A 23,108-nucleotide genomic window follows, 5' to 3' on the forward strand; every position below is an offset into this window, starting at 1 on the left:
GCTAGCGCAGTTCGAGCAGGAGTTCCTTCACAACCGCTCCGCGCGCGTTGGCGAAGCCCTGGGTCTCCCCGATCTGGGTGAAGCCGTAGCGCTCAAGGATGCGGATCGAGTTCGTGTTGTCGGCGACGGCGCGCGCCCGCAGCGGGCGCTCGGTGAACTCCTCGAGGAAGAGGCCGACTGCCGCCGTCGTGATTCCCTGCCCCCAGCGTGCCTTGTCGATCCAGTAGCTGATCTCGGGGACATCGCCGTCCCGGTAAGCCAGGATGCTGCCCACCACGGCGTCGTCAGCGACGATGGTGCGGACGGTCACGGTGGGATCATTCAGGATGTTCTGCCAGTGATGGTTGAAGACACCCCGGTCCGAAGGGTTCTTGGCGCTGAAAGCGGCCATGTGGTTGGCGCTGGGGTCCAGCTGATGGGAAAAGAATTCGTCCAGGTCGGAGGGTTCAACGGCGCGTAGCGTAATCACTGGAAGCTTTCAGGTAGGCGGAACACGGTACTTACACAAAGTTCTGGGTGCACGGAGTGTGCTTCTCCATCAGCGTACTAGGACGTAGCGCGTAGGTGCCCTTCGCGGACTTACGCCTTCACGCTCAGGGCGGCCCACGCCATTTCCTCGAGTAACTGACGCAGTTCAGCAGTGTCCTTGCTGCTGCGCCGGCGGTGAGTGGAGTGCGGGGTGGAGTTGATCAGTCCGAACGCGGCGTGCGCCTTCCGGCGCAGGTGCATTCTGTCCTGATTACGGGCCAGCGCCGAAAGGGCGTCAACCCAGACCTCGACGTAGTTGCGCTGAAGCGACCGCACCGTTTCCTGGTCGTCGTCGGCCAGCGAACTGAGATCCCGGTCCTGTACCCGGATGACGTTTGCATTGCGCAGGGCGAAGTCCACCTGGAACTCGATCAGCCCGCGCAAAGCCTGCTCCGGGCTTGGGCTTTCCGCAACAACCGCCCGTCCACCCTCGAGCAGGTCCTGGCTGACTCCGGCGAGCAGCGCAGCAAGGACCGCAGGTTTGCCGCTGAAGTGACGGTAGACCGCCGGCCCGCTGACTCCGGCCGCCGCACCGAGATCCTCAATGGACACCCCGTTGTAGCCACGCTCGGCAAAAAGCTGTGCGGCAGCATCCAGCAAGGCTGCGCGCCGGGACGCTTTGGCCAGGCTGCGGCCGGTCAGCCGCGTGGGAGCTGGAGCGTCCATGCCTTCCTTTCGTGACGGACTGTCATCGTGAAGTGAACGGGGGAGTGGGACGCCTCCATTCTGGTGGACAGTTTAGTTAATAGCTACTAACCTAAATTTGAGTTAATCCCCGCTAACTGATTGTGTGCATGGGTTCTGGACACCCGTGCGCCGACCGGAAGGACGTCAATGGAGACCCTGGCATCGCGCCTTGACCCGAACGCCGAGGCGTTCCGTCAGAACCACGCGGGTCAGCGGGCGCTCGCCGATGAGCTTCGCAAACGCCTCGCGCAGACGGCTCTCGGCGGGCCGGAGCACTCGCGGGAACGCCATGTCAGCCGCGGCAAGCTGCTGCCGAGGGACCGCATCGACCATCTGCTGGATCCCGGCAGCCCGTTCCTCGAAATCGCCCCGCTGGCCGCCAACGGAATGTACAACGATGAGAGTGCCGGCGCCGGAGTCATCGCCGGGATCGGGCTGATTCACGGACGGCACGTCCTGGTGATCTCGAATGACGCAACGGTCAAGGGCGGCACGTACTATCCGATGACCGTCAAGAAGCACCTCCGGGCGCAGGAAATCGCTCTGGAGAACAACCTTCCGTGCGTGTACCTGGTGGATTCCGGCGGAGCGTTCCTGCCGAAGCAGGACGAGGTGTTTCCCGACCGGGAGCACTTCGGACGCATCTTCTATAACCAGGCCACGATGTCCGCCCGGAAGATCCCGCAGATCGCCGCGGTGATGGGCTCCTGCACGGCCGGCGGCGCCTACGTTCCGGCCATGAGCGATGAAACCGTCATTGTCCGGAACCAGGGGACCATCTTCCTCGGCGGTCCGCCGCTGGTGAAGGCTGCGATCGGTGAAATCGTCACGGCGGAGGAGCTCGGCGGCGGCGACGTGCATGCAAAGACCTCCGGCGTCGTCGACCATCTTGCCGAAAACGACCAGCACGCCCTGGAGATCGTTCGGGATATCGTCTCGACGCTCCCCGTCCCGGAGCCGGCCTGGACACCCGGGAAATCCGAAGAGCCCCGGGTGGACATCGAGAGCCTCTACGGGGCTGTGCCGCTCGATGTCAACGCGCCCTACGACGCGAGGGAAATTATCGCGCGCATCGTCGACGGCAGCCGCTTCCACGAGTTCAAGAAGGAGTACGGCACCACGCTCGTGACGGGCTTCGCCACGCTGCACGGGCACCCGATCGGCATAGTCGCGAACAACGGCGTCCTTTTCGCGGAGTCCGCCCTAAAGGGTGCCCACTTCATCGAACTGTGCGATCAACGGGGCATTCCGCTGATCTTCCTGCAGAACCTGTCGGGCTTTATGGTCGGCCGTGACTACGAGGCTGGCGGCATCGCGAAGCACGGAGCGAAGATGGTCACCGCGGTGGCGACGTGCCGCGTACCCAAGCTGACCGTCGTCGTCGGCGGTTCCTTTGGAGCGGGAAACTACTCCATGTGCGGGCGGGCGTACTCACCGCGGTTCCTCTGGATGTGGCCTGCCAGCCGCATCTCCGTCATGGGCGGCAACCAGGCGTCCTCAGTGCTGGCCACCGTGAAGCGCGACCAGATCGAGGCGCGCGGTGAGCAGTGGAGCGCAGACGATGAGGAAGCGTTCAAGGCGCCCATTCGTGAGCAGTACGAGGCGCAGGGGAGCCCCTATTACTCCACGGCGCGGATCTGGGACGACGGCATCATCGACCCTGCAGACACCCGCCGCGTTCTCGGCCTCGCCCTCGATGTCTGCGCCAACGCACCGTTGCCGGATACCTCCTTCGGCCTCTTCAGGATGTGAGCCGCATGACAGACACAGCACTTTTCAACACGGTCCTCGTTGCCAATCGCGGTGAGATTGCGTGCAGGGTGATCCGGACGCTGCGGGCCCTCGGCATCCGCTCGGTCGCGGTGTACAGCGACGCCGACGCCGATGCCCGCCACGTTCGTGAGGCGGATCAGGCGGTACGGATCGGTCCCGCTTCACCGGCACAGAGCTACCTCAACATCGAGGCGATTGTCGCCGCCTGCGAGGCGACCGGTGCGCGGGCGGTGCATCCCGGCTACGGGTTCCTGAGCGAAAACCAGGCCTTCGCCCGCGCCCTTGAGGAGGCAGGGATCGCCTTCATCGGCCCCCGCGTCCGCGCCCTGAACGTCATGGGCGACAAGATCCGGTCGAAGAACCACGTCAGCGGGTTCGGCGTGCCGGTGGTCCCCGGAATCGCCGAACCCGGGCTCAGCGATGACGATCTCGTTGAAGCCGCCGGGCACGTGGGCTACCCGCTGCTCATCAAGCCCTCCGCCGGCGGGGGCGGCAAGGGAATGCACGCCGTGGACCACCCGGAGGACCTCCGGAGCAGCCTGCAGACGGCACGCCGGGTGGCTGCTTCGGCTTTCGGCGACGACACGCTGTTCCTTGAGCGGCTGATCCGCAGCCCGCGGCACATCGAGGTGCAGGTGCTCGCCGACACCTACGGCAACGTCATTCATTTGGGGGAGCGGGAGTGCTCGCTCCAGCGCAGGCACCAGAAGGTCATCGAAGAAGCACCCTCACCTCTGCTTGACGCGGCAACGCGCGCCCGCATCGGTGAAGCGGCCTGCAACGCGGCCCGCAGTGTCGACTATGTGGGTGCCGGCACCGTGGAGTTCCTCGTGTCCGACGACGCACCCGACGAGTTCTTCTTCATGGAGATGAACACGAGGCTGCAGGTGGAACATCCCGTCACCGAAATGGTCACTGGTGTGGACCTGGTCGAGTGGCAGGTGCGCATCGCGGCGGATGAGAAGCTCACGCTCGCGCAGGACGACGTCGTGCTCACCGGCCACGCCGTGGAGGCGCGAGTGTACGCGGAGGATGCGGAAGCCGGATTCCTTCCGTCGGCGGGCACCGTCGTCGACCTCGCAGAACCGCACGGCGAAGGCATCCGTGTGGACAGCGCCCTGCTGCCGGGGCTGGAGATCTCACCGACCTACGATCCGATGCTCTCAAAGGTCATCGCGTGGGCTGATTCCCGCGCGCAGGCACTTGACCGCCTCGACCGTGCCCTTGCACAGACAAGGGTCGCGGGACTGCGCACCAACATCGAGTACCTGCGGTTGCTCATCAACGACGACGACGTCCGCGCCGGCAGACTCGACACCACCCTGATCGAGCGGAAGCTTCCAGGGCTCTCCTTCCGGACGGCGGCCGGTGCTGAGTTGGCTGCGGCCGCCGTCGTACTCGCTGAAGAAAGCGTGACCCGAGGCGCGCGCCGTCGTGCCGGCTCTCCCTGGCACACCGGCGACGGCTGGCGGCTCGGAGGGGTCCACGCCCCTACTCCGGTCCAGCTCCAGGTGGCAGGCTCAGCACCGCAGACCGTCCCGATCACACGGGATGGCGAGCGAAGCCTCGTCACTGTGGGCGGAAGTCGTTTCGAGGTGTCCCGACTGCCTGCCCCTGCGAGCGGTGGGGCTCCCCGCGCCGTGGTCGACGGCGTCACGTTGGACACGCGCCTGGTTCGGGCCGGGTCAACGCTCTGGCTGACCGACGCCGGCTGGTCCCAGCCCGTTCGCCTGCTGACACGCGAGGAAGTCCTGCAGGCGCAGTTGGCAGCCGTCTCCCGGCCTGAGGGCGCGGCCGACCCCGAGGTGCGCTCGCCGATGCCGGGAACGGTCATCACCGTGAATGTCACCGACGGCGATCCCGTGACGGAGGGCCAGGTCCTTGTCACGGTCGAAGCGATGAAGATGGAGCACCAGCTCACCGCCGCCGTTACCGGAACGGTCGCCATCTCCCTCAGCCCGGGCGACCTCGTGTCGGCGAATCAGGTTGTTGCCCGCATTCACCCCGTACCGTCCGGCGACGCAGAAGATCCTGCCGCCGGTCCCGTCCCTCCAGAACAGGAAGATCCCCAGTCATGAACTTTGAACTGAGCGAGGAATACCAGGACCTTGTTGATACCGTCCGGGAGTTCGCAGACCAGGTCGTAGCGCCGGTCTCCGCCAAACACGACGAAGAGCACAGCTTCCCATACAAGGTGATCGCCCAGATGGGAGAACTGGGACTCTTCGGCCTCCCGTTCCCCGAACAGTACGGCGGCATGGACGGCGACTACTTCGCCCTGTGCCTCGCGCTTGAGCAGCTGGCGCGGGTGGACCAGTCCGTGGCCATCACGCTCGAGGCAGGCGTGTCGCTTGGAGCGATGCCGGTGTACCGCTTCGGGACCGAAGAGCAGAAGCAGCAGTGGCTGCCCATGCTGACGAGCGGTGAAGCGCTCGCCGGTTTCGGCCTGACCGAGTCGGAGGCCGGCTCGGATGCCTCCGGAACCAAGACCAACGCGAAACTGATTGACGGCGAGTGGGTGATCAACGGCACCAAGGAGTTCATTACCAACTCGGGCACCGACATCACCCGTCTGGTGACCGTGACAGCAGTCACCGATACCTCCACGCGCGACGACGGCACGGTGAAGAAGGAAATTTCCACCCTTCTCGTGCCGACCGATACGCCAGGATTCACCGCCGAAAAGGCATACAACAAGGTCGGCTGGAACGCATCAGATACGCACCCACTGACCCTGAAGGACGTCCGCGTCCCGGAAGCGAACCTCCTCGGCACCCGCGGCCGCGGTTACGCGAATTTCCTCCAGATTCTCGACGAGGGCCGCATCGCAATCGCTGCCCTCGCTACCGGTGCCGCCCAGGGCTGCGTCGAGGAGTCAATCCGGTACGCCAAGGAACGCCAGGCCTTCGGCAGCAATATCGGTGCCTACCAGTCCATCCAGTTCAAGATTGCGCGGATGCAGGCGAGGGCCCATACCGCGCGCCTCGCCTATTACGACGCCGCTGCCCGGATGCTGGCAGGCAAGCCGTTCAAGACGCAGGCGTCCATCGCTAAGCTGGTCGCAGGCGAGGCAGCGATGGATAACGCCCGTGACGCCACGCAGATTTTCGGCGGATACGGGTTCATCAATGAGTTCACGGTGTCCCGCCACTATCGTGACTCGAAGATCCTTGAGGTCGGAGAAGGAACCACCGAGGTGCAGCTGATGCTCATCGCCCGCGAGCTCGGACTCTGACCACCCAGCTCACCGAGCTGATCGATTTGTAAGGGAGAAGCAGTGATAGACAAAGTCGTCGCCTCAGCAGCCGAGGCCGTAGCGGACATTCCGGATGGAGCGTCCCTGGCCGTTGGCGGGTTCGGACTCTGTGGGATTCCGGTAGCGCTGATTGACGCGCTGCATGAACAGGGGACCAAGGAGCTTGAGACCATCAGCAACAACTGCGGAGTGGACGGCTGGGGCCTCGGCAAACTGCTTGATGACCATCGTCTCCGGCGCACCATCAGCTCCTACGTCGGCGAGAACAAGGAGTTCGCCCGGCAGTACCTTGCCGGCGAACTCGAGGTGGTCCTGACCCCCCAGGGAACGCTTGCGGAGAAGCTGCGCGCCGGCGGGGCGGGCATCCCCGCCTTCTATACGACGGCCGGCGTGGGCACACAGGTGAGCGAAGGCGGCCTGCCGCAGAAGTATGACGACGCCGGCAACATCGCCATTGCGTCAGCACCCAAGGAAGTGCGGGAATTCGGCGGACAGGACTACGTGCTGGAGGAGTCAGTAAATCCCGACTTCGCGCTGGTGCACGCCTGGAAGGGCGACCGTCACGGCAATCTCGTCTTCCACGCAACTGCCATGAACTTCAACCCGCTGTGTGCGCAGGCAGGCAGGATCACCATCGCCGAGGTGGAGGAACTGGTGGAGCCGGGTGAACTGGATCCGGAACACATTCATACGCCGGGTATCTTCGTGCAGCGGGTAGTCCACACACCGAACATTGAAAAGCGGATCGAGAAGCGGACAGTGTCCCTCGACGCTGCGTCGTCCGCCCCCGCGGAAACCTCCAGCCAGGCGAAGGAGCTTTGATCATGGCGCTGACACGGAATGAACTCGCCGCCCGGGTGGCGCAGGAACTGGAGAACGGGCAGTACGTCAACTTGGGCATCGGTATGCCCACCCTGATCCCCAACTACATCCCCGCCGGAGTGGAAGTGGTGCTTCACTCCGAGAACGGGATTCTCGGCGTCGGGCCTTACCCCACAGAGGACCAGCTGGATCCGGACCTGATCAACGCAGGAAAGGAGACCGTCACCGTCAACAAGGGCTCGGCCTTCTTCGACTCCGCGTCCTCGTTCGGGATGGTGCGCGGCGGCCACGTCGACCTCGCAGTCCTGGGTGCCATGGAGGTTGCTGCCAACGGCGACCTGGCCAACTGGATGATCCCGGGAAAGATGGTCAAGGGCATGGGCGGCGCCATGGACCTTGTATTCGGAGCCAAGCGCCTGATCGTCATGATGGAGCACGTCGACCGCAACGGGAACCCCAAAATCGTCCAGCGCTGCTCGCTTCCGCTGACGGGCAAGGGCTGTGTGGACCGCATCATCACGGACCTTGCGGTGATCGATGTCGACCACGAGCGCGACGGCGGCACGCTGGTCCTCCGCGAGACGGCTCCGGGAGTGAGTGTCGATGAGGTACTGGCGGTTACGGGTGCGCCGGTGGAGGTCGACCTCGATGACGAGTGAGAGTCCTGCACCACGATCCGTCGTGCAGCGTGGGCTCTACTACGACGAACTGCACACCGGAGTGGTCTATGCACACCGCCCGGGCAGGACGCTCACGGAGGCGGACAACGTCCTGTTCACCACCATGACCATGAATACCCAGGCGCTGCACCTCGATGCGGCATGGAGCGCTGAGCAACCGTTCGGCCAGCGGTTGGTGAATTCGATGCTGACCCTTGCCACCGTCGTCGGGCAGTCAGTTGCCCAGCTGACACAGGGCACAATCGTGGCGCAGTTGGGCCTGACGGATGTCTCGTTTCCCAAACCGCTGTTCCACGGTGACACCCTGTATACGGAGACCGAGATCACGGAGAAGCGGCCGTCGAAGTCCCGTCCGGGGCAGGGACTGGTGACCATGAAGCACACCGGACGCAATCAGCACGGCGAGGTCGTGGCCCTGGCCACCCGGACGGTGTTGATGTGGTCCTCAGTTGCGCGCGGAGAGGGGCACGGAGAGGGACACGGCGTCCATGACTGACTTCACGATGGGCCCGGCCCTGCTCTTCTGTCCCGGTGACCGGCCTGAGCGGTACAGCAAGGCGGCGGAACGGGCTGACGCAGTCATCCTCGATCTGGAGGACGCAGTAGCTCCCGAGCGCAAGGCTGCGGCCCGCGAAGCGTTGATTTCGCATCCGCTCGATCCGGCGAAGACCATCGTGCGAGTCAACCCCGCTCAGAGCCACGAGTTCGCACTGGACCTCCAGGCACTCCGGGAGACGGCGTACCGGACGATCATGTTGGCCAAAGCCGAAGGCGGCGAGGACCTGTGGGCGCTGAACGGGTTCCACGTCGTTGCGCTGTGTGAGACGGCACGCGGCGTGCTCAAAGCGAGCGAGCTGGCTGAGGAGCCCAACGTCGTCGCCCTCATGTGGGGAGCGGAGGACCTGGTGGCTTCGCTCGGCGGCACCGCCAGCCGCAAGGACGACGGCGGCTACCGCGACATTGCCAGACACGCCCGCTCCACTGTGCTCCTGGCGGCTGCAGCAGCGGGCAAGCAGGCCGTCGACGCGGTCTACGTCAACATTCCGGACGTCGACGGACTTGCCGAGGAAGCACGCGACGCTGTCGCCTCCGGATTCGGTATGAAGGCGTGCATCCACCCCAGTCAGGTGCAGATCGTTCGGGATGCGTACCGTCCCTCGGCCGAGGAAGAGCAGTTCGCTCGCGACGTGCTGGCCGAGGCGCAGCGCCACGGCGGAGTGTTCACGTTCCGGGGCAAGATGGTCGACGGGCCCATCCTTCGCCACGCCGAGCAGACCCTGCGGCGGGCACAGCGCACCTGACCTTCCGCGTTGAGTTGGCAGGACACACCCCGAAGAGCGAGCCAAAAGGGACGTGTCCTGCCAAGTCAACACATCGGGAGGGGTACGCGATACTGGAGGAATGGAGTACCCACGAGCCCAGACTGGTCCGCGCCGCGTCGTCATTCTTGGATCCACCGGCTCAATCGGCACCCAGGCACTCGATGTCATCGCGCAGTCACCGGAGCTTTTCACGGTTGCCGGGTTGTCAGCCGGCGGATCGAACCTGTTGCTGCTGGCCGCACAGGCCGTGGAAACCGAAGCCCCCGTGGTGGCGGCTGCAGTCGCCTCCGCTGAAGAACTCAAGACCGCCATCGACGACGCCGCCCGCGCTTCCGGCAAGCCGTCGTACCGGCCGGAGATCTTCGCGGGCCCCGATGCCTCAACGCATCTTGCCGCCTGGCCGGAGGCCGACGTCGTCCTCAATGCCATCACCGGGTCGATCGGACTCGCACCCACCCTCGCAGCCCTGAAGCAAGGCCACCTGCTGGCACTGGCCAACAAGGAGTCACTCATTGCCGGTGGGCAGCTGGTCCGGGACGCCTCCCGCCCAGGGCAGATCGTGCCCGTCGACTCCGAGCACTCTGCGATCGCGCAGGCACTCCGGTCCGGCACCGCCGACGAAGTGCAACGGCTTGTCCTCACCGCCTCCGGAGGCCCATTCCGCGGCCGGTCACGTGCGCAAATGTCCTCGGTCACCCCGGCGGAAGCTCTCGCGCACCCCACCTGGGACATGGGACTCATGGTGACCACCAACTCGGCGACGATGGTCAACAAGGCTCTCGAAGTCATCGAAGCGCACCTGCTGTTCGACGTACCCCTCGACCGTATTGACGTCGTCGTCCATCCCCAGTCGGTGGTCCATTCGATGGTCGAATTCATCGACGGGTCTACTCTCGCCCAGGCCTCCCCGCCGGATATGCGCCTGCCCATCGCCCTTGGCATCGGCTGGCCGCACCGGGTGAGCGGAGCGGCCGCGGGCTGCGACTGGACCAAAGCAACCTGGTGGACGTTCGAACCGCTGGATGAGGAAGCGTTCCCGGCCGTCGCACTGGCGAAGGACGCCTCGGCCCTCGGCGGGACCCATATGGCGGTCTACAATGCCGCCAACGAAGAGGCAGTAACGGCATTCCATGCCGGACGGATCGGCTTCACGGACATCGTGGATACGGTACGCGCCGTCGTCGAAAGCCACACGAGCGACTCCGACGTCACCCTTGAGTCCGTACTCGACGCAGAGGCGTGGGCACGGCGCAGCGCGCGGATTCGTTGTGGCTTCCAGGATTGAAATGCAACCACCAAGAAGGATCTGACGAGTGACCATTGTGCTGTTCATAGCCGGCGTGCTGTTCGTGGCTGTCGGCATTGCAGCGTCCATCGCGCTGCACGAAGTGGGCCACTTGGTTCCCGCGAAGCTTTTTCGGGTGCGCGTTACGCAGTACATGATCGGGTTTGGTCCCACAATCTTCTCGCGTCGCAGGGGTGAGACGGAGTACGGCGTGAAGGCCCTCCCACTGGGCGGCTACGTCTCCATGATCGGCATGTTCCCGCCCGCGAAAACGGTCGACGGCGGTGCAGCGGTCCGTCAGTCCAGCACCGGAATGTTCCAGCAACTGGCGGCCGACGCCCGCCAGGCGGCCGCTGAGCAGCTTCGTCCGGGCGATGAAAACCGCGTCTTCTACAAGCTGCCCATCTGGAAGCGCATTGTGATCATGCTCGGTGGGCCGGTGATGAACCTGCTGATCGGCATTGTCATGTTCGCCATCCTCATCATGGGATTCGGGTCCGCGCAGCCCACCACCACAGTTTCCGAGGTCTACCAATGCGTTGTGCCCGCCGACCAGCAGCAGGAAACCGGACAGACCGACTGCGGACCCGCAGACCCGGCCGCGCCCGCGTTTGAGGCGGGCCTGAAGCCGGGCGACCGCATTGTCACCTTCGACGGACGCGAGGTGACCGGCTGGATGGAACTTTCTTCCTGGATCCGCGACGCTGCCGGCCGGGAGGTACCCATCACCTATGTCCGGGACGGCGAGACCTTCAGTTCGACGATCGAGCCCCTGCTGACCGAACGACCCGTTCCGGACATCGATGGGAGGGCACTCCTGAACGCGGACGGCACACCGGTCATGCAGGAGGTCGGTTTCATCGGCGTCGGCTCCCAGCAGGAACTGGTGCCGCAGCCGGCGTCGGAGGTCATGCCCGCGGTGGGGGATAGCCTGGTCCGGGTGACCGGGGTCGTACTGAATCTGCCGCAGCGGGTGGCTCAGGTGGCTGAAGCCGCATTCTCTGACGCGCCGCGCGATCCGGAGGGCCCCATCAGCGTAGTGGGTGTGGGGCGTATTGCAGGCGAGGTGTCCGCCATGGAGGAAATTCCTTTCGAAGCCCGGGCGGCGACGCTCGTGGGTCTGGTGGGAGGCGTGAACCTTGCGCTGTTCGTGTTCAACCTGATCCCGCTCCTGCCGCTCGACGGCGGCCATGTCGCCGGAGCTCTGTGGGAAGGTCTGCGCCGGAGTATTGCCAGACTGTTCAAACGGCCGGACCCGGGCCCGTTTGATATGGCAAAGCTCCTGCCCGTCACGTATGCCGTCGCAGTCCTGCTAATGGGGATGGGCGCCCTCTTGATCTACGCAGACATCGTCAAGCCGGTGAATCTCTTCGGCTAGGTTGAATTGCACATTTCACCCTTTCTAGGTTGAATTATGTAATTCAACCTCCTATGGTTGAACGATGTACGTCCTGACGATCGACCAACGCGACAGCACCCACACAGGGGACCGGGTCCCGGACCTGCTGGCTTGTCTCGAAGACGTGCCCTCGGAGGTGTCCTTCGAACGCTCAGTCGGCGATGAGATCCAGGGTGTCCTGGGATCAGCCGAGGCGGTCGTCGAAGCGACCCTTCGGTGCGTGCGCGACGGCGGATGGTACGTGGGAATAGGCATCGGCACCGTGGAACTTCCCTTACCGGCAAGCCCGCGGGAGGGGCGCGGAAGCGCCTTCGTCGCGGCGAGGGCCGCCGTCGAACGCGCCAAGAAGACGGCGGACCGCGCCCCGCTCGCGGTGGAAGGCCGCCACGGCGCCGCCGAAGCTGAAGGTGTGCTGTCGCTCATCGGGCGATTCGTCATGAACCGGTCCGAAGCGGAGTGGCGCATCCTGGACCTTCTTGAGCCCCAGCAGAGGGGAAGCCAGTCGGCGGTCGCCCGGGCACTGGACATCAGCCCCCAGGCAGTGAGCAAGGCGGTCTCCCGCTCAGCATGGATCGAGGAATGGGCGGCTCGTCCCGCTGCCGCAGTATTGTTGCAGCTGGCGGAGGAGAATGTTCACCCGGCCGCAGATGGGGGAAGAAAATAATGGAGATTTTGTGGGGATTTCTGGCGCTGCTCGCTGCCGGCTTGCTGGGCTCACCCATCACGCTGGCCGTCCTGCGCCTCGCGCGGGCCGTGGATGAGCAGCAGAACCAGTCCGTCCCCGGACCGGACGTTTCCGCAACGGACGTAGAGTCGACGCCGGAAGCCGAGGTTGCTCTCCACGAGTCGGCTCCGGACACCCCGGGGGTTCTTCGCGGTGGACTCGTGATCGGCATCCTCGAACGGACCGGTGTTGCGCTGGCGATCCTCCTCAATGAGCCGGTGGCTATCGCCTACGTCGTGGCAATCAAAGGTCTCGGGCGCTATGCGGAGCTCAAAGAAACCCCTGCAGCCGCCGAACGTTTCATCATCGGGACGCTGACATCCCTGCTGTGGGCGTGCGCTGTCGCGGGCCTCACAGCGGTCTATCTCCTCTGATCACGTAGGGTGGAGACATGAGTGTTTTTGCAGTCGAGTACGTGTATGGTGCCGAATCCGCAGCCAGCCGGGATGAGCATCGCCCCGCGCACCGCGAATGGCTGAACCAGCTGGTCAGCAAGGGAAACGTCCTGGCATCCGGCCCCTTCGCAGACAACGCAGGGGCGCTGCTGCTCTTCGTTGCAGGCAGCGAAGCTGAGCTGAGCGACCTCCTGAAGCAGGATCCTTTCGCAACCGCGGGCGTCATCTCCGCGGTCAAGACAACACAGTGGAACCCCGTCATCGGAGTTCTCTCGGAGCACGCGGACCGGTAGCCGGCCTGCCGCACCCAGGATCCGTCCCTCCCCACCAAGCCTTACCTATCCCTGGAGGATGCTTTGACCTCGGTCAACCTCGGAATGCCCGCCGCTCCGCCGCCCACCCTGGCGCCTCGGCGCAAAACCCGCCAGATCAAGGTGGGGTCTGTAGGCGTTGGATCGGACTCACCAATCAGCGTCCAGTCGATGACCACTACTCCCACTACCGACATCAACGCGACGCTCCAGCAGATCGCTGAACTGACGGCGTCGGGCTGCGACATCGTCCGCGTGGCGTGCCCGTCTGCCGACGATGCCGAAGCGTTGCCCATCATCGCGAGGAAGTCGCAGATCCCCGTGATCGCTGACATCCACTTCCAGCCGAAGTACGTCTTCGCCGCGATCGACGCCGGCTGCGCCGCGGTCCGTGTGAACCCGGGAAACATCCGAAAGTTCGACGATCAGGTGAAGGAAATCGCGGCCGCCGCCAAAGCTGCAGGCACGTCCATCCGCATCGGCGTCAACGCCGGTTCGCTCGACCCCCGGTTGATGGAAAAGTACGGCAAGGCGACCCCCGAGGCGCTCGTCGAGTCCGCTGTCTGGGAAGCATCGTTGTTCGAGGAACACGACTTCCACGATTTCAAGATTTCGGTCAAGCACAACGACCCTGTTGTGATGGTGAGGGCCTACGAACTGCTGGCTGAACGGGGCGACTGGCCGCTGCACCTCGGGGTCACCGAAGCCGGGCCTGCGTTCCAAGGCACCATCAAGTCCGCTACAGCCTTCGGCGCGTTGCTCTCCAAGGGAATCGGTGACACCATCCGGGTCTCCCTGTCGGCACCCCCCGTTGAGGAAATCAAGGTCGGAAACCAGATCCTCCAGTCGCTGAACCTGCGTCCGCGCAAGCTGGAAATTGTGTCCTGTCCCTCCTGCGGCCGCGCCCAAGTGGATGTGTACACCCTCGCCGACCAGGTGACTGCCGGTCTCGAGGGTATGGAGATTCCCCTTCGAGTTGCCGTGATGGGTTGCGTGGTCAACGGTCCGGGTGAGGCACGCGAAGCCGACCTCGGTGTGGCTTCCGGAAACGGCAAGGGCCAGATCTTCGTCAAGGGAGAAGTCATCAAGACTGTTCCTGAGGACCAGATTGTTGAGACACTCATTGAAGAAGCAATGAGGATTGCCGAAGAGATGGGCGAAGCCGATGGCGAAACTGCTGGCTCGGGTGGCCCCGTGGTTACCGTCCGGTAGACAGTCCCCGAGTGGAGTAGCCTTTCGGACTCTCACGGGGAGGGACACGCCACCTCTCTGGGAGTTGGTGAACTCGGACAGCACGGCCAACGTTTTCATGGCCGCGCACCTCGAGGCGTCCGGCACGGCCGCGCCGTCGTCGTCCGGCGGGGAAGTGATCGGGGCGTTCCGCGGCTCCCGGATGCTTTCCGCCTGCTGGACAGGAGTCAACCTGGTCCCCATCGGGATGGCAGGTGATGACGCCGCGGCACTGGGCACGCTGCTCGGCGAAAGCGGACGGCGGTTTTCCTCCATCTTCGGTCCGGCGGAGAGCGTGATGGGTATCTGGTCCACCTTCAGTCCCTACAGCCCCGACCCGTTCGACGTACGTGCCGAGCAGCCGCTGCTCGAGATCAGTGAGCCCTCGCCCGTTCGCCCGACGCCGACGCTCCGCCACACGCGAAGTGAGGAGCTGGAGAGAATCCTTCCAGCCTGCGCGGCCATGTTCGAAGAGGAGGTGGGATACTCCCCGTACATCGGAGGCGAGGAACACTACCGACGGCGGGTGGCCAGCCTTATTCGCAGGCGCCACTCGCTGGTGGATTTCGACGACGACGGCCAGGTGATTTTCAAGGCGGAGTTGGGAACGGTGTCGGCCAGCACAGCGCAGATCCAGGGTGTCTGGGTCAACCCGGTGTATCGCGGACAGGGACTTAGCGCAGGCTATATGTCCGCCGTCGTGAACGAGGCGCTCAAACTGGCGCCGGTCGCCAGCCTGTACGTAAACAACTTCAACTCCCGGGCATTGGCGCTGTACAGGACCGTCGGATTCAGGCAGTCAGGTCTCTTCGCTACCGTCCTCTTCTGACCTCCGGTCCGTTCCTCTCCAGTCCCGCCGCGAAAGGCTTGTCATGACCAGCGCGCATCGCATCGGCGTCGCACTCGCCGTTGTCCTCGCGCTGGCCGCCTGCACCGGCGCGCCGGTCGAAGAAGAGCCGGCGGCATCATCGACGCCCACGAACACCGCATCCTCCGCTGAGCCCGGTACGGGCCAGCCGGATCCCGGTACCGGCGGCGCGCCGCAAGACGGTTCCCAGCTGGGCCCCGCGGAGCTGGTTGCGGTGCTCACTGCTGTGGACGAGGCGGAATCCCTGAATGCCCAGGTAATTCCGGACGCAGAAATCCGCACCCGCGAGAAGGAAGCCGCTCAACAGGTCGCGGGCATCACGGTGACTCCCGAGGAGTGCCACGCCTACATCGAATCCAGTCCCGACGTGTCGGAAGGGGCCAGCCGCGGTGCGATGACCTTCGCGGGGGAGTCATCCCTGCAGCCCGACACCGTCAGCCTGTCGAGTTTCGCGTCGGCAGAGGCGGCGCGTGCACAGGTGCAGGCGAGCCGGAAGCAGTTGGGTCCCTGCTCCGAGTTCACCATGGACATCTCCAACCAGTCCGTCCGTACGACCGTGGAGCAGATCTCAGCGAATACCGCGGCAGACGAAACCCTGGCCCTGCGCACCACCGCCCAGGTGCCCGGGACCATCCAGCAGTCAATCACGGTCAGGGCCGCGGTGGGCAGCACAGTGGTGGACGTGCTCGTGGGGAGCTCAACGGATCCGGAAGCCGACGTCGCCCGGGCGGAGAAGCTGACTGACCTGGTCGTGGCGGAGCTGCGGCTCCGCTGAACTGCGGTGTCATTTACAGTCCGCCGGACCGGTTAGATTGGTAGGTGTTGTTTACTGCCGCCGTACTCCCTTCATCCGCGGCAGAAAGTGCCAAAGAAACGGATTCCAAGCGTGGTCCTTCGACTCTCCACTCTTTTCCTGCGCACGCTGCGCGAAGATCCCGCCGAAGCTGAGGTGGCGAGCCACCGCTTGCTGCTGCGCGCCGGTTACATCCGCCGTGCCGCTCCGGGCATCTACAGCTGGCTGCCGCTCGGACTGAAAGTCCTCGCCAGGGTGGAGACGATCATCCGCGAGGAGATGGATTCCATCGGCGCTCAGGAGGTTCACTTTCCTGCGCTGCTGCCCAAGGAGCCTTACGAGGCCACCAACCGCTGGACCGAGTACGGCGAGGGCATCTTCCGCCTGAAGGACCGCAAGGATGCGGACTATCTCCTGGCGCCCACCCACGAGGAAATGTTCACGTTGCTCGTCAAGGACCTGTACAACTCCTACAAGGACCTGCCGCTCAGCCTCTACCAGATCCAGACCAAATACCGCGATGAGGCCCGGCCGCGGGCAGGGCTCCTCCGCGGACGCGAATTCATCATGAAGGATTCCTACTCCTTCGATGTCGACGACGCCGGTCTTGAGCGCAGCTACGAGCTGCACCGTGAGGCCTACCTGCGGATCTTCGCCCGGCTTGGGCTTGAGGTGATCCCGGTGGCCGCCACCGCCGGAGCGATGGGAGGCTCCCGCAGCGAGGAGTTCCTGCATCCTTCCGACATCGGAGAGGACACCTTCGTGGTGTCCGACGGCGGATACGCGGCGAACGTCGAAGCCGTCACCACGGTGGTGCCGGCCGAGCTTGACTACGCCGATGCGCCCGCCGCCGAGGTACGGGACACGCCTGATACCCCGACCATCGAGACGCTGGTCGACCACTCCAACTCAGTCCTGCCGCGTGAGGACCGCCCGTGGACTGCTGCTGACACCCTCAAGAACGTCGTGCTCGCGGCAGTTCTGCCCACGGGTGAGCGCGAGCTCGTGGTTGTTGGAGTCCCGGGCGACCGGAACGTCGACCTGAAGCGTATTGAGGCCAACATCGCCGTCCACCTGTCTGTCGGCGGTGAGGTTGCCGTTGAGGCAGCCACCGACGAGGACCTGAAAAAGCGCCCGGGGCTGGTGAAGGGATACATCGGTCCGGGCCTCAGCCCCGATTCAGCGGTGCTGGGCTCGAAGAGCGCTACCGGCCTTCCCTTCCTGGTCGACCCGCGGGTCGTCTCCGGCACCGCGTGGGTCACCGGGGCAAACGTCCAGGGAAAGCACGTCTTCGGCCTCATTGCCGGCCGTGACTTCACGTGGGACGGCGTGATCGAATCAGTTGAAGTGCGTGAAGGTGACGAAGCCCCGGATGGCTCCGGTCCGCTCCGCGCACAGCGTGGAATCGAGATGGGACACATCTTCCAGCTCGGACGGAAGTACGCTGAGGCGCTCCATCTGAAGGTCCTTGACCAGAACGGCAAGCTGACAACGGTCACCATGGGCTCCTACGGCGTCGGCGTCACGCGTGCAGTGGCAGCGCTGGTGGAATCCAACCGCGATGACAAGGGCATCATCTGGCCGCGCAACGTGGCACCGGCAGATATCCACCTCGTCGCGACGGGCAAGGGCTCTGAGATCTTCGCTGCCGCCGAGGAACTGGCAGCCGAACTGGAGGCCAGGGGCCTGAGCGTTCTGTACGACGACCGGCAGAAGGTATCTCCGGGCGTGAAGTTCGGCGATGCCGAATTGATCGGTATTCCGACCATCGTCGTCGTCGGCCGTGGGCTGGCTGAGGGCCAGGTGGAGGTCAAGGACCGCCGAACAGGTGAGAGCGGGAATGTAGCTGTGGCAGACGTCGTCGAGCATCTGCTGACGCTCGCCCGCGCCTGAGGCGCTCACGGTGATGTCCGGGCTGGAAGAAATCCAGCTGGCTACAATCGTGCTCGTCGTGGTGGCGGGCTTCGCCGCCGGTTGGGTTGATGCCGTGGTGGGCGGCGGAGGGCTGATTCAGCTGCCCGCACTGCTGATGGTGCCGGGCATTACCCCCGTGCAGGCTTTGGCCACGAACAAGATGGGTTCCATCTTCGGCACGACGACGAGCGCCGTCACCTTCTTCCGGCGCGCGAGACCGGACCTTCGGACCGCGGTGCCGATGGCGGTCATCGCGCTCATCGGCAGTTTCGGCGGTGCTGTCCTCGCGGCGTCGCTTCCGGCGTCGGTGTTCAAGCCCATCATCATCGTTGCGCTGGTGGCGGTGGCCATCTTCACCGCATTCCGTCCGACCGTCGGCACCCTCACCAAGCTGAGGCACACCGGTCACCGGCACTACGGGACGGCCGGCGCGATCGGGCTGGTCATCGGCTTCTATGACGGTCTGATCGGACCGGGTACAGGTTCATTCCTGATCATCGCAATGGTCACCCTGCTCGGATACAGCTTCCTGGGCGCCAGCGCGAAGGCAAAGATCGTGAACATGGCCACCAACTTCGGTGCGTTGGTCTTCTTCCTGCCCAACGGCTCCTTGCTGTGGGGCGTCGGCCTGATCCTGGGCCTGGCTAATATGGTTGGCGGCTATGTCGGTTCCCGGATGGCGATCACCCAGGGCAGTACCTTCATCCGAGCGGTGTTCCTGGTGGTCGTCGGAGCCCTCATCCTGAAGCTCGGCTATGACGTGTGGGTCGAGAACATTCGCTGAGTGACGGTTACGGGGCGGCAAGGCGGCCAGCCGGCGGCAGGTGCCCCAGCGGCTTGCGCAGAAGATTGCTCGCGACCCACAGCGAGCGGTCGGCGTCGTCGGCTTTCCCCTCGCGGAGGTAGCCCAGCGCGTTCTCCACTTCCCGGACCACCGACCAGTCTCTGGCCAGCATGGCATCCAGACCCGCGGCGAGTGCAAGGTCGGTGCACCGGTCGCGCAGGTGCGCCGCCGGGTCAGATTCCGACAGGTCGCTGATCCGATTCCACAGCATCGGGGCTACAGCGAACTCTGCATCTCCCAACACCGGCTTGGGATCGATCGCGAGGAACTGACGGGGCCGCTCGGGTACCGGCAGGATGTTCAGGTAGTGCAGATCGGAGTGAACAAGCACGTCGTGGTCCCGGCGCCGGCCCACCGCCCCATGCACCTGGCACACCTCAAGGGCGTACTCCAGCAGCCAGCGGTCGAACGGCCGCCCAAGCATCTCCCACTCGAGCGGCAACGTGTCCGTCCACTGCTCAGCCTGATCGGCGACGGAGGGGATGGACAACCATCTCGGGTCCGGTCCTGTGGAACCGCCAGGCCTGATGGAAAGCCGGCGCATGATCGATCCCCAAATCTCTGTGGTCTCGTTCAGGGGCAGCTCCGCAAGAGATGAATCGCCGTCGAGCCGCTCAAGAAGCAGCACGAAATCGTCGCCGGCACTGTCGAGCAGTTCAACGGCTCCGCGGCCGTCCCACAACGCCAGAGCCTCAGGCTCGGCTGCGGCCTCCGCGTGCGGGGCTGTGATCTTGAGGACGGCGGGACGCCCGTCGGCACAGGCAACGGGAAGCACGACGGCGCAGTGTCCTGTCCACGGTGCAGCCTCCGGTTCCAGCTCGAGAACCAGATCCCATTGGTCCAGGTAACGCTCGGCGATGCCGGCCCAGCACTCCAGCCACGCCCTGCCGCTTGGCAGGCTCAGGACCCTGCGCACCAAGGTGCGCGGGAGCTCGATGTTGAGTGCGTCCACCCGTCAAGACTAGCTGGCAGGCTCCGGCAAGCGTGGATACTCGACCGGGTCGATCCCGGGCAGTATTCCCGGGGCGTCCTTGGGCGACGTTCCTTCCACGGACTCGGCGAGGTGCTGGGCCGTTTCAACGAGTTGGCGCAGCGCCCACTCACGCACAGGTCCCGGTGCGCTGACTCCGACGAGGTCGGCGTAGGTAACTGTCAACCCGCTCTCAAGCTCCCGCAGCGCGTCGTCGGGCGCCGACTGGAAGCTGTCGTCGAGGGCGTAGGCGGCTGCCGGGAGCGGCTCGGCGACGCAGTGCTGCGCCAGTACGGCGGCACCCAGGGCGGCTGCGCTCTCGTGCTGCGCCATCCGCCGAAGGAAAGGTGCGGGATCGTCGGCACGGGCGGCGATCACCTCATACGCATAGGAGGCACGCTGTTCCGCCAACACCGCCGTCCGTGCACCATCCAGGCCGGGCTCCGGCTCCTCCAACGTAGTGGTTTCCAGCGGGCACGCCGGTTCAGTGAGGTCGTCATGGTGCACTTCGGGCACCGGAATCCCGGGAACGGCGGCGTCGAGGCGCCCGGCAAGCTCCCGGCTCTGGAGCCATTGCGCAGTTGCCGCCGACGCCAGGACGCGGGAAGGGCCCGGTTCCACTGTGGCGGCAGCTTCGAAGCTCTCGGTATAGGAGGCTGTCAGCTCGGCCAGCAGGTCAGCAGGGGAAGGTGCCGGCGTCGTTGTCGCGGTGGAAGGCGACGGCGTCGAACTTACGACGGGGGAGACGGAGGGGGAGGGCGATTCCGTCGCGCCGGCGGGCCGGAGCGCGAGGGCATGTATCCCGAACATCTCCGCAAGCTCGGCATAGTCCGAGCCGTTGGTCACAGGTACTGTCCGCTCCAGGGCGGTGGCGGTGGATGCCAGGCCGTTGGCCGCGGTGGAGGCGCCGCTAAGGGCGACTTCCTCTGCACTCGGTACGCGGTCCGGAGAACCCTTGCCGATGACCAAACCGATTGACGCGACGAGCAGGAGAACAAGCATCAGCACGACCGTCCGCAGGACACGCCGAACTGCTCCACCGAAGCCGCTGCCGGTGGTGGCGGAACGGTCATTCGATTGCGTCACAACCGATCATCATGCCATGCGAGAGACCCGTGTGGTGTGCCATTCACCGACCTGTCATAAAGTCGTTAGGGTAGTAGCTACAAGATCATCGAGCGGGAGGCGGCAATGGCTGTTAGGTCCGGCAAGCAGACCACTGCCGAAAGGCAAAAGGCTCCGGCATACGGCCGTAGTGAGACTCCCGCACACCTCAACGCCGCAGCTGAAGCCCAGCGGCTGAGGGATTTTCTGCGGCCCACCGTGGAGCAGCACAAGTTGATCCTCGAAGACGTCGAGGTCCGCATCGCCGGAAGCCACCGGACACTGCACGTAGTTGTCGACCTACCGGACGACGGCGCTGAGGGAGTGAGCCTCGACACCATTTCCGAAGTTTCGCAGAGCGTCTCGAATGCCCTCGACAACGATCCCGGCGACGACGGACGTCCCTACAATCTGGAAGTTTCATCGCCGGGTGTTTCCCGGCCGCTCACAGAGCCGCGACACTGGCGACGGAACGTCGGCCGGCTGGTGGACGTAAAGCTGGTAGACGGTGAAGTACTTGAGGGGCGGTTGATCGCTGCTGAGGAGCAGTCGATTTCCCTCACACCGCTCTTGACCGTCAAGAAGGGCACCAAGCCCAAATTCGGTGAAGACCGGGAGATTCCCTACGACCAAATCCGCAAGGGTACCGTTCAGGTTGAGTTCACCCACGCTGATGCCGAGGAATCCGGCGGCGACAATGACTGATTACACCGCTGGTTGCTGAGGAGGCCCCCAATGGACATAGATATGAGCGCTCTGCGGCTACTTGAACGCGAGCGTGAAATTCCCCTTGACCTGTTGATCCCAACGATCGAGCAGGCGTTGCTGGTTGCGTATCACAAGACCACCGGTGCACAGGATATTGCCCGGGCGGAGCTGGACCGTCGGACCGGCCACGTCACCATCTGGGCGACGGAAGTCGACGACGACGGCGTAGCAGTGGGTGAGTACGATGACACGCCCACCGGTTTCGGGCGGATCGCGGCGAGCACCGCGCGTCAGATCATCCTTCAGCGGTTGCGCGACGCCGAGGACGACAACATCCTGGGTGAGTTCCGTGGCAAGGAGGGCGAGCTGGTAGCCGGCCTGATCCAGCAGGGCAACAACCCGCACATGATCCAGGTGAATCTAGGAACGGTGGAAGCGCTGCTACCGCCGCCGGAGCAGGTTCCCGGTGAAAAGTACCTCCACGGCACCCGTCTGCGTGCTTATGTGATCGACGTGCACCGCGGGATGAAGGGTCCGTCAATCACACTGTCGCGGTCGCACCCCAACCTCGTGCGGAAACTCTTCGAACTCGAGGTTCCCGAGATTGCGGACAAGAGCGTGGAGATTGTGGCGCTGGCGCGGGAAGCCGGCCACCGCACCAAGATCGCGGTGAAAGCCCACGTTCCGGGGGTCAATGCGAAGGGTGCCTGCATCGGCGAGATGGGCTCCCGCGTTCGCGCGGTGATGAATGAGCTCAACGACGAAAAGATCGACATCGTCGACTACAGCGATGATCCGGCGACCTTCATCGCCAGCTCATTGTCGCCGTCGCGCGTTTCGTCAGTGACCATCACGGATGAGAAAACCCGCAGCGCACGTGTCGTCGTGCCTGACTACCAGTTGTCTCTCGCTATCGGCAAGGAAGGCCAGAACGCGCGGCTTGCAGCGAAGCTGACCGGATGGCGCATCGACATTGCGTCGGACGCCGCCGGAGCCTGAGGCAGCGGGGAACTTTCCTCGACAATTTGCCAATGCGTCATATCGACGTCCATGGCGCTAGAATGGATAGGGCTTATGTCGTTACGCCACCAGCCGGTACGAACCTGCATCGGTTGCCGGGGCCGTGACGACCAAGTCTCTCTGGTTCGATGGTCAGCGGTTAACCGTGGCGGCGTCAGCGTCGCTGAGGTGGATCTTCGCCGTCGGCTGGAGGGCAGGGGTGCCTGGTTGCACCCCCGGCCGTCCTGTGTGGAGCTCGCGCTCAAACGCAAAGCGTTCAACCGCGCCTTTCGGGGCCCGGTGGATACGCAGAGCGTGGAACATTGGCTGCACACACTCCAGGGCAACTCCTGATGGGGCTGTCCTGTATGAACACCGTCCTCCCTGAAAGCGGGTCAGAAAACTGATGGAAACCCGATGAGTACCCAGCCATGAGTGCCCAACGATGAACAATCTGTTGAGCTCTGCAATCGGCGCGTCAACTGCTTCGGCGGTT

24 protein-coding genes are annotated in these 23,108 nt (G+C 64.6%); 20 read left to right on the top strand and 4 right to left on the bottom strand.

The window, feature by feature from the left end; translation table 11 throughout:
• Window position 1 precedes the first annotated feature (1 nt).
• Together M1D74_RS06045 and M1D74_RS06050 are read right to left on the bottom strand one after the other, a co-directional pair.
• Window positions 2-469, bottom strand: coding sequence for a GNAT family N-acetyltransferase (locus M1D74_RS06045; RefSeq protein ID WP_309070329.1), 468 nt, complete (start codon window positions 467-469; stop codon window positions 2-4).
• Window positions 470-579: 110 nt separating this feature from the next.
• On the bottom strand, window positions 580-1,194 hold the full coding sequence (locus M1D74_RS06050; protein WP_458116844.1) for an SACE_7040 family transcriptional regulator: 615 nt from the start codon (window positions 1,192-1,194) through the stop codon (window positions 580-582).
• 168 nt (window positions 1,195-1,362) lie between these two features.
• On the opposite strand from M1D74_RS06050, the gene M1D74_RS06055 reads away from it, so the two are divergent.
• The 17 genes from M1D74_RS06055 (at window position 1,363) to M1D74_RS06135 (ending at window position 18,771) form a co-directional block, all read left to right on the top strand.
• Entirely contained in the window at window positions 1,363-2,967 is a 1,605-nt protein-coding gene (locus M1D74_RS06055) for a carboxyl transferase domain-containing protein (protein ID WP_458116845.1), read from the top strand.
• A 5-nt stretch (window positions 2,968-2,972) separates the two neighbouring features.
• Window positions 2,973-5,066: an ATP-binding protein gene (locus tag M1D74_RS06060; protein ID WP_458116846.1), complete on the top strand. Its 2,094-nt coding sequence runs from the start codon at window positions 2,973-2,975 to the stop codon at window positions 5,064-5,066.
• Window positions 5,063-6,223 (top strand): acyl-CoA dehydrogenase family protein, encoded by a 1,161-nt coding sequence (locus tag M1D74_RS06065; protein WP_309070614.1) that lies wholly within the window; start codon window positions 5,063-5,065, stop codon window positions 6,221-6,223. Before M1D74_RS06060 ends, M1D74_RS06065 begins: the two co-directional genes overlap by 4 nt.
• A 42-nt stretch (window positions 6,224-6,265) precedes the next feature.
• On the top strand, window positions 6,266-7,066 hold the full coding sequence (locus M1D74_RS06070; RefSeq protein WP_458116847.1) for a CoA transferase subunit A: 801 nt from the start codon (window positions 6,266-6,268) through the stop codon (window positions 7,064-7,066).
• 2 nt (window positions 7,067-7,068) lie between these two features.
• A complete protein-coding gene (locus M1D74_RS06075) occupies window positions 7,069-7,725 on the top strand; it encodes a CoA transferase subunit B (protein ID WP_458116848.1) in 657 nt (218 codons plus the stop codon).
• Entirely contained in the window at window positions 7,715-8,242 is a 528-nt protein-coding gene (locus M1D74_RS06080) for a MaoC family dehydratase (protein WP_458116849.1), read from the top strand. The genes M1D74_RS06075 and M1D74_RS06080 overlap by 11 nt, the downstream gene beginning before the upstream one ends.
• Entirely contained in the window at window positions 8,235-9,047 is an 813-nt protein-coding gene (locus M1D74_RS06085) for an HpcH/HpaI aldolase/citrate lyase family protein (protein ID WP_458116850.1), read from the top strand. Before M1D74_RS06080 ends, M1D74_RS06085 begins: the two co-directional genes overlap by 8 nt.
• Window positions 9,048-9,147: 100 nt before the next feature.
• Window positions 9,148-10,353: a 1-deoxy-D-xylulose-5-phosphate reductoisomerase gene (gene dxr, locus M1D74_RS06090; protein WP_458116851.1), complete on the top strand. Its 1,206-nt coding sequence runs from the start codon at window positions 9,148-9,150 to the stop codon at window positions 10,351-10,353.
• 28 nt (window positions 10,354-10,381) lie between these two features.
• Window positions 10,382-11,731 (top strand): M50 family metallopeptidase, encoded by a 1,350-nt coding sequence (locus tag M1D74_RS06095; protein ID WP_458116852.1) that lies wholly within the window; start codon window positions 10,382-10,384, stop codon window positions 11,729-11,731.
• Between the two features lie 64 nt (window positions 11,732-11,795).
• Complete coding sequence (locus M1D74_RS06100; RefSeq protein WP_309070607.1) at window positions 11,796-12,416, top strand: MarR family transcriptional regulator; 621 nt, start codon at window positions 11,796-11,798, stop codon at window positions 12,414-12,416.
• Complete coding sequence (locus M1D74_RS06105) at window positions 12,416-12,850, top strand: hypothetical protein (protein ID WP_309070606.1); 435 nt, start codon at window positions 12,416-12,418, stop codon at window positions 12,848-12,850. The genes M1D74_RS06100 and M1D74_RS06105 overlap by 1 nt, the downstream gene beginning before the upstream one ends.
• A gap of 17 nt (window positions 12,851-12,867) precedes the next feature.
• A complete protein-coding gene (locus tag M1D74_RS06110) occupies window positions 12,868-13,164 on the top strand; it encodes a YciI family protein (protein WP_309070605.1) in 297 nt (98 codons plus the stop codon).
• 63 nt (window positions 13,165-13,227) lie between these two features.
• Entirely contained in the window at window positions 13,228-14,394 is a 1,167-nt protein-coding gene (gene ispG, locus M1D74_RS06115) for a flavodoxin-dependent (E)-4-hydroxy-3-methylbut-2-enyl-diphosphate synthase (RefSeq protein ID WP_309070604.1), read from the top strand.
• A gap of 67 nt (window positions 14,395-14,461) precedes the next feature.
• The gene (locus tag M1D74_RS06120; protein WP_309070603.1) at window positions 14,462-15,241 is read left to right on the top strand and encodes a GNAT family N-acetyltransferase; all 780 of its coding nucleotides are present in this window, start codon (window positions 14,462-14,464) and stop codon (window positions 15,239-15,241) included.
• Window positions 15,242-15,284: 43 nt separating this feature from the next.
• Complete coding sequence (locus M1D74_RS06125) at window positions 15,285-16,055, top strand: hypothetical protein (RefSeq protein WP_458116853.1); 771 nt, start codon at window positions 15,285-15,287, stop codon at window positions 16,053-16,055.
• Between the two features lie 111 nt (window positions 16,056-16,166).
• The gene (locus M1D74_RS06130; protein ID WP_309123942.1) at window positions 16,167-17,966 is read left to right on the top strand and encodes a proline--tRNA ligase; all 1,800 of its coding nucleotides are present in this window, start codon (window positions 16,167-16,169) and stop codon (window positions 17,964-17,966) included.
• 10 nt (window positions 17,967-17,976) lie between these two features.
• The gene (locus M1D74_RS06135; protein ID WP_309070600.1) at window positions 17,977-18,771 is read left to right on the top strand and encodes a TSUP family transporter; all 795 of its coding nucleotides are present in this window, start codon (window positions 17,977-17,979) and stop codon (window positions 18,769-18,771) included.
• A 7-nt stretch (window positions 18,772-18,778) separates the two neighbouring features.
• Here the strand turns inward: M1D74_RS06135 and M1D74_RS06140 are convergent, their stop codons facing one another.
• Window positions 18,779-19,783 (bottom strand): aminoglycoside phosphotransferase family protein, encoded by a 1,005-nt coding sequence (locus M1D74_RS06140; protein WP_309070599.1) that lies wholly within the window; start codon window positions 19,781-19,783, stop codon window positions 18,779-18,781.
• Window positions 19,784-19,792: 9 nt separating this feature from the next.
• The gene (locus M1D74_RS06145; RefSeq protein ID WP_458116854.1) at window positions 19,793-20,887 is read right to left on the bottom strand and encodes a DUF4439 domain-containing protein; all 1,095 of its coding nucleotides are present in this window, start codon (window positions 20,885-20,887) and stop codon (window positions 19,793-19,795) included.
• A 105-nt stretch (window positions 20,888-20,992) separates the two neighbouring features.
• Here M1D74_RS06145 and rimP point away from each other — a divergent pair, with 105 nt between their 5' ends.
• The 3 genes from rimP to M1D74_RS06160 all read left to right on the top strand — a co-directional run bounded on the left by rimP (window position 20,993) and on the right by M1D74_RS06160 (window position 22,966).
• On the top strand, window positions 20,993-21,610 hold the full coding sequence (gene rimP / locus M1D74_RS06150) for a ribosome maturation factor RimP (protein ID WP_309070597.1): 618 nt from the start codon (window positions 20,993-20,995) through the stop codon (window positions 21,608-21,610).
• A gap of 30 nt (window positions 21,611-21,640) precedes the next feature.
• Window positions 21,641-22,612, top strand: a complete 972-nt coding sequence (gene nusA, locus M1D74_RS06155; protein WP_458116855.1) for a transcription termination factor NusA — start codon at window positions 21,641-21,643, stop codon at window positions 22,610-22,612.
• 75 nt (window positions 22,613-22,687) lie between these two features.
• Window positions 22,688-22,966 (top strand): YlxR family protein, encoded by a 279-nt coding sequence (locus tag M1D74_RS06160; protein WP_309123945.1) that lies wholly within the window; start codon window positions 22,688-22,690, stop codon window positions 22,964-22,966.
• The last annotated feature ends 142 nt before the right edge of the window (window positions 22,967-23,108 follow it).

It is taken from the genome of Arthrobacter sp. D2-10, from assembly GCF_054161285.1.

Bases quoted from the DNA above. Each gene is read 5' to 3' on its own strand.
- M1D74_RS06080 (WP_458116849.1), top strand. From the start codon at position 7,715: ATGACGAGTGAGAGTCCTGCACCACGATCCGTCGTGCAGCGTGGGCTC.
- M1D74_RS06055 (WP_458116845.1), top strand. From the start codon at position 1,363: ATGGAGACCCTGGCATCGCGCCTTGACCCGAACGCCGAGGCGTTCCGT.
- nusA (WP_458116855.1), top strand. From the start codon at position 21,641: ATGGACATAGATATGAGCGCTCTGCGGCTACTTGAACGCGAGCGTGAA.
- M1D74_RS06075 (WP_458116848.1), top strand. From the start codon at position 7,069: ATGGCGCTGACACGGAATGAACTCGCCGCCCGGGTGGCGCAGGAACTG.
- M1D74_RS06125 (WP_458116853.1), top strand. From the start codon at position 15,285: ATGACCAGCGCGCATCGCATCGGCGTCGCACTCGCCGTTGTCCTCGCG.
- M1D74_RS06110 (WP_309070605.1), top strand. From the start codon at position 12,868: ATGAGTGTTTTTGCAGTCGAGTACGTGTATGGTGCCGAATCCGCAGCC.
- M1D74_RS06105 (WP_309070606.1), top strand. From the start codon at position 12,416: ATGGAGATTTTGTGGGGATTTCTGGCGCTGCTCGCTGCCGGCTTGCTG.
- rimP (WP_309070597.1), top strand. From the start codon at position 20,993: ATGGCTGTTAGGTCCGGCAAGCAGACCACTGCCGAAAGGCAAAAGGCT.
- M1D74_RS06085 (WP_458116850.1), top strand. From the start codon at position 8,235: ATGACTGACTTCACGATGGGCCCGGCCCTGCTCTTCTGTCCCGGTGAC.
- dxr (WP_458116851.1), top strand. From the start codon at position 9,148: ATGGAGTACCCACGAGCCCAGACTGGTCCGCGCCGCGTCGTCATTCTT.
- M1D74_RS06050 (WP_458116844.1), bottom strand. From the start codon at position 1,194: ATGGACGCTCCAGCTCCCACGCGGCTGACCGGCCGCAGCCTGGCCAAA.
- M1D74_RS06100 (WP_309070607.1), top strand. From the start codon at position 11,796: ATGTACGTCCTGACGATCGACCAACGCGACAGCACCCACACAGGGGAC.
- M1D74_RS06060 (WP_458116846.1), top strand. From the start codon at position 2,973: ATGACAGACACAGCACTTTTCAACACGGTCCTCGTTGCCAATCGCGGT.
- M1D74_RS06065 (WP_309070614.1), top strand. From the start codon at position 5,063: ATGAACTTTGAACTGAGCGAGGAATACCAGGACCTTGTTGATACCGTC.
- M1D74_RS06160 (WP_309123945.1), top strand. From the start codon at position 22,688: ATGTCGTTACGCCACCAGCCGGTACGAACCTGCATCGGTTGCCGGGGC.